Source organism: Streptococcus sp. CCH5-D3 (genome assembly GCF_001556435.1).
In the GTDB taxonomy this organism is placed as follows: domain Bacteria; phylum Bacillota; class Bacilli; order Lactobacillales; family Streptococcaceae; genus Streptococcus.
On sequence record NZ_LSIW01000172.1, the window covers coordinates 1 to 12,397 of the forward strand.

Consider the following 12,397-nt stretch of genomic DNA (forward strand, 5'->3'; position numbering starts at 1 on the left):
CGAGTCCTACTGGCGGAGTATAATTCTCATTGCTAGACCTAGGTCTAGCTTTTTTTGTTTTACGAAAACCACTAGCTGGGCTAGTGGTTCCGAAAAGCTTTTAGCGATGTATCAAAAAAGTCCCCCTAATTGGTGAGTATACCACCGAAACTAAGTATTTCCTCATTTATGGGATATTTAAAGGGTAAAAGTAGCTTAATGATATTTGATCGACACGCTAATTTAAAGTATAAATCTGGAAATCGCAAATTTTGGTTTCGAGGGTTTTATGTTGATACGGTTGGGCGAAATCAGAAGTGACTTGAAGAATATATTCGTAATCAATTACAAGAAGACGTGATAGCAGATCGGCTCAGTCTTTTTGAGGAATATGATCCGTTTACAGGTGAGAAGAATAAAAGAAAGTAGTCTTAAAGAGACCCACTAGTCGGGTCAGCTAGCAAAGGTAGTGCTGAAGGGAAACCATTCGGTAGGCCTTTAGGCCTCGGCCGGTAGCAGAGGCTTTTAGCCGAAGAGCAAGCCACCGGTTCTCACGGGTGGTTTTGACTAATCTGTTTATCAATTATAGTGAGTGGCGAAAAGCTAATATCTAGAGTGGATATAGTGGTATAGGGTAATCTAGTTTTGTTTAAATCTGGATATGAGTGACAGTTTCAAAAACAAGGGAAACCTTAATATTTTACTCTTTATTTCCGATTAATTCTGTGGTATTCTTAATAAGTCTTATAAGTTCTTCCTAATGATGGTTTGGTCGCTTTTCATTATAGTTCTTATGGGAATTTTTGTGTATACTCAAAAAGCTCTATAATCTCTACAGTGGTTTTACCCACTTCAGAAATTATAGAGCCTATCATTTTTATAGTGACATATATGTCTCTATTTTATTTCTTATCTATCTCTTATAATAGATTTCGTAATTATTTTAATTACAAATATTTTATCTATTTATAGGAGGTTTAATGGAACAAGAAGTTTTTGTTCACGCATATGAAGTTGTAAGGCCGATTGTACTTAAGGCTAGTAGACAATATTTCATCCAACTTTGGGACCAAGCTGATATGGAGCAGGAAGCAATGATGACACTTTATCAGCTTTTAAAAAAGTTTCCTGAGTTAGCGTCTGATGATGATAAGCTTCGACGTTATTTCAAAACTAAGTTTAGGAATAGGTTGAATGATGAGGTTAGAAGACAGGAGTCTGTAAAACGACAAGCTAATAGACAATGTTATATCGAAATTTCAGATATTGCTTTTTGTCTTCCGAATAAAGAGTTAGATGCGGTAGATAGGCTTGTTTATGATGAGCAGCTTAATGCTTTCCGTAATCAGTTGTCTTCGGAAGATGCTACTAAGTTAGACCGTCTGCTAGCTGGAGAATGTTTTAGAGGTCGAAAAAAGATGATCAGGGAGTTAAAATTTTGGATGGTAGATTTTGATCCTTATAATGAAGATGATTAATTTTGAATATAGATTCTAGTCTAGTATTATTGAGTAAAAGTCATAAAAAACACTTCGAAAGTAGATTTCTGTTATCTATCTTTTGAAGTGTTTTTAATGTAGTGTAAAGAATTTATTTTACTGCTATAGGGTTCCCAATGAATCTTGGAAGTTCAATATTTTCTTTGGTTAGGGCTTCTTGGTAAAGTTTTAAGAAATCAGCATAGATATGAGTTTGTTGTCCATTTTTCGTAAAAATATCAATACGAAATACTAGTTGTCCAGAAGGAGTTGTGCTTAATCCAATGATATTTGGAGCTCCACAGATTTGAGGATAGTTTTCAATGTTTTCTTGATTTACTTTTTGTATGATGCTTGTCACCTTATTGATATCGGTTGACGGATAGACTGGGATATCAATTTGAGCTCTCATGTCCCCTCGAGATTTGTTAGATACAATTGTGATATTTCTGTTAGGTATAAAATGGAGGGTTCCATCAAATCCTCGAATTTGAGTAGTTCGAATACCTACGGTTGAAACAAGGCCTGTAACGGCTCCTACTTCAACTGCGTCACCGACTTCAAATTGGTTTTCTAACAATATGAAAAAACCATTAACGACATCAGATAGGAAGCCTTGAGCTCCTAGACCAAGAGCAACCCCAGCAAGTCCTGCCCCAGCAAGGAGGCTAGATACTGGGACCCCAAGGATACTAAGAAGACAGTAAACAAGGAAGAAGTATAGCACGTAGTTCATGCAATTGTGTAGTAATCGTTCAATGGTTTTTTGTCGAGCAGGTGTTTGAATTGTCCAAGCTAGAGAGCGTCCCACTGTATGTTTAAAAAGGAAGTTGATAATCTTCTTACTAAGAAGAAAGATGATGAGGAGAATAAGGAGTTTAATCCCTTTCGTAATGAGTACCATTAGGGTCTCTTCAAAATTAAATTGTTGGATGTATCTTTGTAAAATATTCATAGCTCTAGTTTATCAAAATTTTGAAAAAGTAGCAGTTTCTAACGATTTTCTTGTGATTAAATTGGATAAAAAAACTTTTAAAAGGCTTTGAAATATGGTAAACTAAACTGTATCTATAAAAAATTTTAAGGAGAATGACTACATGTCTGTATCATTTGAAAACACAGCCACTAACCGTGGTGTGGTGACATTCACTATCGGTCAAGATAAAATTCAACCAGCTTTGGATCAAGCATTTAACAAGGTTAAAAAGAATTTGAACGCTCCAGGCTTCCGTAAAGGACACATGCCTCGTGCCGTATTTAACCAAAAATTTGGTGAAGAAGCTCTTTACGACGATGCTTTGAATGCAATTCTTCCAGCAGCTTATGAAGCAGCGATTGCTGAACTTGGTCTTGATGTTGTTGCACAACCAAAAATTGATGTAAAATCAATTGAAAAAGGTCAAGATTGGACACTTACTGCAGAAGTTGTTACAAAACCTGAAGTAAAACTTGGTGCATATAAAGATCTTGAAGTTTCAGTTGATGCTTCTAAAGAAGTTACTGATGAAGAAGTTGATGCTAAGCTTGAAAACGAACGCAAAAACTTGGCTGAATTGGTTGTTAAAGAAGGTGCAGCTGAAAATGGTGACACTGTTGTTATCGACTTTGTTGGTTCAGTAGACGGTGTTGAATTTGATGGTGGTAAAGGTGAAAACCACTCTCTTGAACTTGGTTCAGGTCAATTTATCCCAGGTTTCGAAGACCAATTGGTTGGAGCAAAAGCTGGTGATGAAGTAGAAGTTAAAGTAACTTTCCCAGAAGACTATCAAGCTGCTGACCTTGCAGGTAAAGCTGCTGTATTTGTTACTAAAGTTAACGAAGTTAAAGCTAAAGAAGTTCCAGCTCTTGATGATGAGTTGGCTAAAGATCTTGACGATGAAGTTGAAACTCTTGATGAGTTGAAAGCTAAATACCGTAAAGAACTTGAAGCAGCTAAAGAAATCGCATTTGATGACGCTGTTGAAGGTGCTGCACTTGATTTGGCTGTTGAAAACGCTGAAATCGTTGAATTGCCAGCAGAAATGGTTGAAGACGAAGTTCACCGTGCTATGAACGAATTCATGGGCAACATGCAACGTCAAGGTATCTCTCCTGAAATGTACTTCCAAATCACTGGTACAACTCAAGAAGATCTTCACAAACAATATGAAGCTGACGCTGACAAACGTGTGAAAACTAACCTTGTTATCGAAGCTGTTGCTGCTGCTGAAGGATTCGACGCTACAGAAGAAGAAATCCAAAAAGAAATTAACGATCTTGCAGCTGAGTACAACATGGAAGTATCACAAGTTTCTGCACTTCTTTCACCTGAAATGCTTAAACACGATATCACTATGAAGAAAGCTGTTGAAGTTATCACAAGCACAGCAAAAGTTAAATAATATGACTAAAATCAAGTTTCTGTTGAGACTTGATTTTTTCTTCTATAAATGCTTTGACTATTGACTCTTTTTAGCGTAAAATAAAAGGTAGCGAAAAATTGATTGCTGAGCTATTTCTGATAGAAACTAGCTTGAGTAAGAATGAAGGAGAACCACTTTGGAACTAGACGTATTTGCTGGACAAGAAAAAAGTGAATTATCAATGATTGAAGTGGCCCGTGCTATCTTAGAAACACGTGGTCGTGATAATGAAATGTATTTCAATGATTTGGTCAATGAAATTCAAAATTACTTAGAAAAATCGGATGCTGATATCCGCAATGCTTTGCCATTCTTTTATTCAGATTTGAATACGGATGGAAGTTTCATTCCACTAGGTGATAACAAATGGGGCTTGCGTTCATGGTATGCAATTGATGAAATCGATGAAGAGGTCATCACATTGGAAGATACTGATGAAAATGCACCAAAACGTAAGAACAAGAAAGTTAATGCCTTCATGGATGGTGATGAAGATGCCATCGATTATAATGACGATGATCCAGAAGACGAGAACTTTACACCTGATTCTGATAGTCTTGAATATGACGACGATAGCGAAGATGATGAGAAAGCTGAAGTGGAATCTTATGACTCTGAGCTGAATGAAATTATTCCAGATGATGATTTGGATGATGTTGAGTTGTCAGAAGAAGATGATGACGATGACTATGAGGATGAGTCAAACGACTAAGTTTTCATTGACAAATGGTCTTGGATAGTTTAGACTATTTATCGGGCACCTCTTTTGAAGAGGTCATGATTAAGGCTCCCAGAGTAAAACTCTTGGGGGTCATTTTTGTTTTTAGTCATTTACTGGACTTGTCTAAGGTGAGGTACTTTGTACGGCTCCAATCAGGTACTAGGAAAGGACTATCGTGATTATCTGAGTGGGTAACCAATCTGCTATCTGTAGTTGTTTTGAATTATATTATAAGGAGTTAACATGACAAAATATATTTTCGTCACTGGTGGTGTGGTATCTTCAATTGGTAAAGGGATTGTAGCTGCAAGTCTTGGGCGTTTGCTTAAGAACCGTGGTCTTAAGGTTACGATTCAAAAATTTGATCCTTACATCAATATTGACCCAGGAACAATGAGTCCTTACCAACACGGTGAAGTTTATGTCACTGATGATGGTACTGAAACTGACCTTGACCTTGGTCACTACGAACGTTTTATTGATATCAATCTTAATAAATACTCTAACGTGACTACTGGTAAGATTTATAGCGAAGTTTTGCGTAAGGAACGTAAAGGAGAGTATCTTGGTGCGACTGTTCAGGTGATTCCGCATATCACAGATGCTTTGAAAGACAAGATTAAGCGCGCAGCGACAACAACTGATTCAGATGTCATTATCACTGAAGTTGGTGGTACGGTTGGTGATATTGAAAGTCTTCCATTCCTTGAAGCTCTTCGTCAAATGAAGGCTGATGTGGGCTCTGACAACGTTATGTATATCCACACAACGCTTCTTCCTTATTTGAAGGCTGCTGGTGAAATGAAGACAAAGCCAACGCAACACTCTGTTAAGGAATTGCGTGGTTTGGGTATCCAACCAAATATGTTGGTTATTCGTACAGAACAACCTGCTGGTCAAGGAATCAAGAATAAATTAGCTCAGTTCTGTGATGTTGCACCTGAGGCTGTTATCGAATCACTCGACGTGGAACATATCTATCAAGTGCCACTTAATATGCAGGCTCAAGGTATGGATCAAATCGTTTGTGATCATTTGAAACTGGATGCTCCAGCTGCAGATATGACAGAGTGGTCTGCTATGGTTGATAAGGTGCTTAACCTTAAGAAAACAACTAAAATTGCTCTTGTTGGTAAGTATGTGGAGCTTCACGATGCTTACTTGTCAGTAGTTGAGGCACTTAAACACTCAGGTTTGGCAAATGATACTGCCATTGATATTGACTGGGTCAATGCTAATGATTTGACTGCTGAAAATGTTGCTTCTCGTTTGGCTGATGCTGATGGTATTATTGTTCCTGGTGGTTTCGGTCAACGTGGTACTGAAGGTAAGATTCAAGCTATTCGTTATGCACGTGAGAATGATGTGCCAATGTTGGGTGTCTGTCTCGGTATGCAATTGACATGTATTGAGTTTGCTCGCCACATTCTTCACTTGGATGGCGCTAATTCAGCTGAGCTTGATCCAAACACAAAATATCCAATTATCGATATTATGCGTGATCAAATTGACATTGAAGACATGGGTGGTACTCTTCGTCTTGGTCTTTACCCATGTAAGTTGAAACCAGGTTCTAAGGCAGCTGCAGCTTATGGCAACCAAGAAGTTGTTCAACGTCGTCACCGTCACCGTTATGAATTTAATACTAAGTTCCGTGAACAGTTTGAGGCTGAGGGCTTTGTATTCTCAGGTGTGTCACCAGATAATCGTTTGATGGAAGTTGTAGAACTCCCAGACAAGAAATTCTTTGTGGCAGCGCAATACCACCCAGAATATCATAGCCGTCCAAACCATGCGGAAGAACTTTACAGTGCCTTTGTGACAGCAGCAGTTGAAAATGCTAAATAATTATCTAAGACAGAGTGGGATAGCCTACTCTGTTTTTTATTAGTTCCTTTTATGCTAAAATAAAGGGAATAATAAGAAAGAACGAGGAAAACAAATGGCTAAATTTGGCTTTTTGTCAGTATTAGAAGAAGAACTGGATAAGCACTTGGACTATGATTTTGCTATGGACTGGGATAAAAAGAATCATGCTGTGGAAGTAACGTTTATCCTGGAAGCGCAAAACAGTAGCAATGTCGAGACTATTGATGATAAGGGTGAAGTGTCTGATGAAGATGTCATTTTTGAGGATTACGTGCTCTTTTACAATCCAGCAAAATCACGTTTTGATGAAGAGGACTACCTAGTGACAATTCCATATGAACCTAAGAAAGGTCTATCTCGTGAGTTTTTGTCCTATTTTGCGGAGACCTTGAATGAGGTGGCAACAGAAGGATTGAGTGACTTGATGGATTTTCTATCTGATGATGGACCTGAGGAATTCGGTTTGGTTTGGGACAAAGAAGCTTTCGAAAAAGGGAAAGCTCAACTTGAAGAGAAGGAATTTTTTGCTTATCCAAGGTATTAAAGGGAGCGAAAAGGGATGGATGCTTATTTAAAAGATCAGTTCGATTTTACAGGTGTTAAGGCTGCCTTACTCGTAGAGCAAAGTATTTTGGTCATTCTCAGAGATAATAAACCAGATATTCCTTGGCCAAATACATGGGAGTTGCCAGGTGGTGGAAGAGAAGGTCAAGAAACGCCTCTTGAATGTCTTCAACGTGAGGTCTGGGAGGAGCTGGGCTTGACTTTGAAAGAGGAATCGATTATTTGGTCGAAAATCTATCCTAGTATGTTGGATAAAGATAGGTCAGCTGTCTTTGTGGTTGGCCAAATTAGCCAAGAGCAGTATCGTGAGATTCGTTTTGGTGACGAGGGACAGGAATTTAAACTAATGCCTGTAGAGGATTTTATAAAAGCAGAAGGTGTCATTGCCCAGTTGCAGGAACGCTTTAAAGACTATTTAGTAGGAAAGGAAACAGAGAAATAAATGGACAAATGGCAAGAATTAACGATTGAAGTTAATCGTGAGGTCGAAGAAGCGGCTTCTAATATTTTAATTGAGTCTGGGAGCCAGGGTGTGGCTATTGATGATAGTGCAGATTATTTGGAAAATGCGGACCGTTTTGGGGAACTTTATCCTGAGGTTGAGCAGGTTGAAACGGTTAAAATTACGGCTTATTATCCAGAGTCAGCAGATATCGAGGCCATTACTAAGCAGGTCAATGAGCGTTTGGCTGAGTTGACAGATTTTGGTCTTGAAACTGGAGATATTCACTTAGCTACTCAAGAATTGGTTGAAGAAGATTGGGCTGAGAATTGGAAAAAATACTATGAACCAGCTCGCATTACCCATGACCTGACTATCGTACCGTCATGGACGGATTATGAGGCATCAGAGGGGGAAAAGGTCATTAAGTTGGATCCTGGTATGGCCTTTGGGACAGGAACACATCCAACAACTAAGATGAGCCTCTTTGCCTTGGAGCAGGTGCTTCGTGGTGGTGAGACGGTGATTGATGTGGGGACTGGTTCAGGAGTCCTCTCGATTGCTAGCTCTCTGCTTGGTGCCAAGGAAATCTACGCTTATGACCTTGACGATGTAGCGGTTCGAGTGGCACAGGAAAACATTGATATGAATCCTGGTATGGAAAATATTCATGTTGCTGCGGGAGATCTTTTGAAGGGCGTGACGCAAGAAGCTGATGTTATCGTGGCTAATATTCTGGCGGATATTCTCATCCACCTGACAGAAGATGCCGACCGTTTGGTTAAGGATGAAGGTTATTTGATTATGTCAGGGATTATCTCTGAAAAATGGGATATGGTGCGTGAATCGGCTGAGAAAGCTGGTTTCTTCCTAGAAACTCACATGGTTCAGGGAGAGTGGAATGCCTGTGTCTTCAAGAAGACAGATGATATTTCAGGTGTGATTGGAGGCTAAATGCAACAGTATTTTATAAAGGGGCAGGTTGAAAATCCAGTAATTATCAAAGACAAGGATACTGTGAAGCATATGTTTAACGTTATGCGTTTAACAGAGGATGATCAGGTTGTCTTGGTTTTTGAAGATGGTATCAAGCGTCTTGCGCGTGTGACTGACCGTGAGAATCACGTCTTTGAAGTGATTGAAGATTTAACTGATAATGTCGAGATGCCTGTATCTGTAACCATTGCCTCAGGTTTTCCCAAGGGAGATAAACTGGAGTTGGTGACACAAAAGGCAACAGAGCTTGGAGCTCAGGCTATTTGGGCCTTCCCTGCCGACTGGTCTGTGGTTAAGTGGGATGGTAAGAAGCTAGCCAAGAAGGAAGATAAGCTTGCCAAAATTGCTCTAGGAGCTGCAGAACAATCCAAGCGTAATCGTGTGCCAGAAGTCAGATTGTTCGAGAAAAAAGGGGAATTTCTATCAGAATTAGATAATTTTGATAAGATTTTTATCGCCTATGAGGAAACAGCCAAAGCAGGTGAGTTGGCTACTCTAGCTCGTGAGTTGGCTCAGGTAGAGAATGGTCAGAAAATTCTCTTTATCTTTGGACCAGAAGGTGGTATTTCTCCGTCTGAGATTGATGCATTTGAAGAAGCTGGTGGCGTTAAAATTGGCCTTGGACCGCGCATTATGCGGACGGAAACCGCTCCTCTCTACGCTTTGAGTAGTGTCAGTTATGCCTTGGAATTGAATAAGTAAGAGAAAGTTGGCCTTGTTCCAACTTTTTTTGTATTTGACACTTTTAAGCTAAGATTGCATCGTGCCATTAGTTTTGTATGACAAATCGAGCATTTCTAAAAAAGTTGATAATCTTATTTAGATTTAATATAATTGTACTATCTTTATAAAAGGGGAAGATTTTTAATGAAAACGAATCGTTATGTGACTCAATCTGCCGTGGTTTTGGGCCTTTTTGCTCTTTTGACTGTGCCACAAGTCCTAGGTCAAGCTGATGAGGCAACGGCACCAGTACCAACTACTTCTACAGAAACTGTGACAGATAGTGGAGCTGCTACCGTATCAGTACAAGGAACTGCGGGAACAGCTGTTCAAGGAGGAACAGAGACTGTATCTCCTACATCAACAACAGTAGCGACAAATGCATCTGCAGAGTCATCAGCTAATACCTCGACGGCCCAATCAAGTCAAGAAGCCAGTGCTGTTTTGACGAATGCCAATCAGGTGACACCAGCGGTGCCAGTACAGGCTGAAACTGTTACAGAGCCTGCTCATGAGGGGCAGACCGTTGATATGCAGATTTTGTCAACAACAGACCTTCATACCAACTTGGTTAACTATGATTATTATCAAGATAAGCCGTCTCAAACAGTTGGTTTGTCTAAAACTGCTGTCCTTATCAAAAAAGCCCGTGAAACTAATCCCAATACGGTCTTAGTGGACAGTGGGGATACGATTCAGGGAACTCCTTTTGGGACTTATAAGGCTTTGATTGACCCTGTTGCCCAAGGTGAGACTCACCCTATGTACAAAGCCTTTGAGATGCTGGGCTACGATGCCGAAACACTTGGAAACCACGAGTTTAACTATGGTCTAGAATTTTTGGATCGTATGGTTAAGGCTGCTAAGATTAACATTATCAATGCCAATGTGCGTAATGCTCAGACAGGTGACTACTATTACAACCCTTATAAGATTGTTAACAAGACCTTTACTGATACAGATGGCAAACAGGTAACGCTAAAAATCGGTATTACAGGTGTCCTTCCAACACAGATTTTGGTTTGGGATAAGGCCAATCTTGAAGGTAAGGTAACTGTTGACGATCCAATGGAGGCTGTTAAGGCTATCGTTCCTAAGATGAAGGCTGCAGGAGCTGACTTTATCCTTGTTGCTGCTCACTCTGGTATTGGTGACAATGAATACACTAAGAATGAGGAAAATGAAGGTTACCAAATTGCTGGTATCGAAGGTGTTGATGCTGTTGCGACAGGGCATTCTCATGCGGATTTCCCAAATGGGGATGGTACAAGTTTTTATGCGAAATACCCTGGTGTAGATGATGTCAATGGTCTCATCAATGGGAAACCTGTGGTTATGGCTGGTAAATTCGGAGATCATCTAGGCATCATGGATGTCAAATTGACTTACACGGATGGTAAATGGAAAGTTGTTAACAGTAAGGCCAAGCTTGAAAAGATTGATACTAAGTCAGATGTTGCGGACAAGGATTTAATTAATATGGCTGCTCATGACCATAATGGAACAATCAACTATGTTCGTAAGGAAGTTGGTGAGACTACTGCACCAATCACTAGCTACTTTGCTCAGGTTCAGGACGATCCATCTATTCAAATCGTTAATAATGCACAACTATGGTATGCTAAAAAACAAGTAGCTGGAACAGCAGATGCGAATCTTCCACTCCTCTCAGCTGCAGCACCTTTCAAGGCGGGGACTCGTGGGGATGCGACCTACTATACCGATATTCCAGCAGGACCATTAGCCATTAAGAATGTCGCGGACCTCTACCTCTACGACAATGTTACTGCCCTACTCAAGGTGACTGGTGCACAAATAAAAGAATGGTTGGAAATGTCTGCAGGACAGTTCAATCAAATTGATCCTAATAGCAAAGAGCCACAACAACTCATTAATAGTAGCTATCGCTCATACAATTACGATGTGATTGATGGGTTGACTTATAAGTTTGATTTGACACAACCTAACAAATACGATCGTGAAGGTAAGTTGGTTAACCCAGATGCTAGTCGTGTTCGTGACTTGACTTATCAAGGTAAACCCATTGATTTGAATCAGACTTTCCTTGTCATGACTAACAACTATCGTGCGACTGGTAACTTCCCTGGTGTTAAGGATGCTGCAGAAAAACGTCTCCTCAATCTTGAGAATCGTCAGGCAATCATTGATTATATCGTTAGTGAGAAAACGATTAACCCAACTGCTGATGGAAATTGGAGTTTCGTTCCTAATATTACGAATGCAGATATCCGTTTTGCCTCATCTGACAATGCACGTGCCCACCTTGCTGGTCAGGATGCCATTAGTTATGTAGGACCATCAACACAAGCAGGATTTGCAGAGTACCGCTTGGTTGTTAAGGAAAAGGCAAATCAAGTTGAGGATACGACTAAGAAAGAATCGGAGAAGTCACCAAAAGGTGTTGAGATGGCAGACCAAACTAAGCATGTGAAACCAAATGCTACTGCAGTTGCTAGCATGGCTAAATCTGCTTCAGCTATCCAATTGTCAAACGCTCAAGTCGTTATCTTACCTCAAGCTCAAGAACAAGAAGCTCAAGGTTCAAGTTCAGTTAAGACCTTGCCAAACACTGGTTCAGACGAATCTATGTCAGCAACTTTAGCTGGTATGGTTCTTATGACCTTGGCTGGATTCTTTGGAATCAAAAAACACGAAAAAAATTAAGCAAAGGAAAAAGCCCCTATCAGGGCTTTTTTGCTGTAGTTTTAGCGTTGGTTAAAGTTCTTTTGTGCTTCTAGAATAATAGGTGCCAGACGTTCGATATCAGACTGTGTGCCACGAAGCTCAAAGTCTCCCAACATAGGGAAGCCAAAACGTTGACTGTATTGTTTGGCGGTTAGGCAGTACTGGTTATTGAAGTTACGGTTACCAGAACCGATGATACCAAAGCAACGTTTGTGGTTATCATGGGCTGCGATAAAATCTCCCAGTGGATTGGTTAGGATTTCGACATCTCCATTGTCCACGCCATTTCCACCTTCAAGGTAGGTTGGCAAGAGTGCGACAAAGGGTTCATCTACTTGGAAGGTTTCATGATTAAGCTCTTTAATATTGATTTGGCGACATTCAATCCCGTGGTTGAGGGATAGGTAGTCAGACATACGTTTGACAAAGCTTTGGGTATTGCCACTTAGACTAATATAAACGAGGGTAAGTTGAGACATAAGCGTCCTCTTTCTATCTATATCTTGTGTTTGCTCAA

Annotated in this window: 11 protein-coding genes and 1 pseudogene; 10 read left to right on the forward strand and 2 right to left on the reverse strand. The window is 39.9% G+C overall.

Translation table 11 applies throughout. The features are described 5' to 3' along the window. Positions 1-129: 129 nt before the first annotated feature. Together tnpA and AX662_RS09790 are read left to right on the forward strand one after the other, a co-directional pair. Positions 130-408 (forward strand): annotated as a pseudogene (gene tnpA, locus AX662_RS10510) (IS200/IS605 family transposase); the annotation flags it as partial. A gap of 551 nt (positions 409-959) precedes the next feature. Beyond that, positions 960-1,457 (forward strand): sigma factor, encoded by a 498-nt coding sequence (locus tag AX662_RS09790; protein ID WP_060972338.1) that lies wholly within the window; start codon positions 960-962, stop codon positions 1,455-1,457. 112 nt (positions 1,458-1,569) lie between these two features. Here AX662_RS09790 and AX662_RS09795 read toward each other — a convergent pair whose 3' ends face one another. Beyond that, positions 1,570-2,412 (reverse strand): mechanosensitive ion channel family protein, encoded by an 843-nt coding sequence (locus tag AX662_RS09795; RefSeq protein WP_060972339.1) that lies wholly within the window; start codon positions 2,410-2,412, stop codon positions 1,570-1,572. A 142-nt stretch (positions 2,413-2,554) separates the two neighbouring features. Here AX662_RS09795 and tig point away from each other — a divergent pair, with 142 nt between their 5' ends. The 8 genes from tig to AX662_RS09835 all read left to right on the forward strand — a co-directional run bounded on the left by tig (position 2,555) and on the right by AX662_RS09835 (position 11,859). Next, complete coding sequence (gene tig, locus AX662_RS09800) at positions 2,555-3,838, forward strand: trigger factor (protein ID WP_060972340.1); 1,284 nt, start codon at positions 2,555-2,557, stop codon at positions 3,836-3,838. A 157-nt stretch (positions 3,839-3,995) separates the two neighbouring features. Continuing rightward, the gene (rpoE, locus tag AX662_RS09805; RefSeq protein ID WP_002885605.1) at positions 3,996-4,571 is read left to right on the forward strand and encodes a DNA-directed RNA polymerase subunit delta; all 576 of its coding nucleotides are present in this window, start codon (positions 3,996-3,998) and stop codon (positions 4,569-4,571) included. A 252-nt stretch (positions 4,572-4,823) separates the two neighbouring features. Further along, a complete protein-coding gene (locus AX662_RS09810) occupies positions 4,824-6,428 on the forward strand; it encodes a CTP synthase (RefSeq protein WP_002889723.1) in 1,605 nt (534 codons plus the stop codon). Positions 6,429-6,522: 94 nt separating this feature from the next. Next, positions 6,523-6,993 carry a DUF3013 family protein gene (locus AX662_RS09815; RefSeq protein WP_037598883.1) on the forward strand — a complete coding sequence of 157 codons (471 nt, stop codon included), beginning with the start codon at positions 6,523-6,525 and terminating at the stop codon, positions 6,991-6,993. Positions 6,994-7,008: 15 nt separating this feature from the next. After that, complete coding sequence (locus tag AX662_RS09820; RefSeq protein WP_037604207.1) at positions 7,009-7,455, forward strand: NUDIX hydrolase; 447 nt, start codon at positions 7,009-7,011, stop codon at positions 7,453-7,455. Continuing rightward, positions 7,456-8,409: a 50S ribosomal protein L11 methyltransferase gene (gene prmA, locus AX662_RS09825; protein ID WP_048673993.1), complete on the forward strand. Its 954-nt coding sequence runs from the start codon at positions 7,456-7,458 to the stop codon at positions 8,407-8,409. It abuts the gene before it with no gap. Beyond that, positions 8,410-9,153, forward strand: coding sequence for a 16S rRNA (uracil(1498)-N(3))-methyltransferase (locus AX662_RS09830; protein WP_060972341.1), 744 nt, complete (start codon positions 8,410-8,412; stop codon positions 9,151-9,153). It begins immediately after the preceding gene. A gap of 165 nt (positions 9,154-9,318) precedes the next feature. After that, positions 9,319-11,859, forward strand: coding sequence for a bifunctional 2',3'-cyclic-nucleotide 2'-phosphodiesterase/3'-nucleotidase (locus tag AX662_RS09835; protein ID WP_060972342.1), 2,541 nt, complete (start codon positions 9,319-9,321; stop codon positions 11,857-11,859). Between the two features lie 41 nt (positions 11,860-11,900). On the opposite strand, the gene nrdI is transcribed toward AX662_RS09835, so the two are convergent. After that, on the reverse strand, positions 11,901-12,359 hold the full coding sequence (gene nrdI, locus AX662_RS09840) for a class Ib ribonucleoside-diphosphate reductase assembly flavoprotein NrdI (protein ID WP_022496522.1): 459 nt from the start codon (positions 12,357-12,359) through the stop codon (positions 11,901-11,903). Positions 12,360-12,397: the final 38 nt, after the last annotated feature.

Bases quoted from the DNA above. Each gene is read 5' to 3' on its own strand.
- AX662_RS09790 (WP_060972338.1), top strand. From the start codon at position 960: ATGGAACAAGAAGTTTTTGTTCACGCATATGAAGTTGTAAGGCCGATT.
- AX662_RS09795 (WP_060972339.1), bottom strand. From the start codon at position 2,412: ATGAATATTTTACAAAGATACATCCAACAATTTAATTTTGAAGAGACC.
- tig (WP_060972340.1), top strand. From the start codon at position 2,555: ATGTCTGTATCATTTGAAAACACAGCCACTAACCGTGGTGTGGTGACA.
- AX662_RS09810 (WP_002889723.1), top strand. From the start codon at position 4,824: ATGACAAAATATATTTTCGTCACTGGTGGTGTGGTATCTTCAATTGGT.
- AX662_RS09815 (WP_037598883.1), top strand. From the start codon at position 6,523: ATGGCTAAATTTGGCTTTTTGTCAGTATTAGAAGAAGAACTGGATAAG.
- AX662_RS09820 (WP_037604207.1), top strand. From the start codon at position 7,009: ATGGATGCTTATTTAAAAGATCAGTTCGATTTTACAGGTGTTAAGGCT.
- prmA (WP_048673993.1), top strand. From the start codon at position 7,456: ATGGACAAATGGCAAGAATTAACGATTGAAGTTAATCGTGAGGTCGAA.
- AX662_RS09830 (WP_060972341.1), top strand. From the start codon at position 8,410: ATGCAACAGTATTTTATAAAGGGGCAGGTTGAAAATCCAGTAATTATC.
- AX662_RS09835 (WP_060972342.1), top strand. From the start codon at position 9,319: ATGAAAACGAATCGTTATGTGACTCAATCTGCCGTGGTTTTGGGCCTT.
- nrdI (WP_022496522.1), bottom strand. From the start codon at position 12,359: ATGTCTCAACTTACCCTCGTTTATATTAGTCTAAGTGGCAATACCCAA.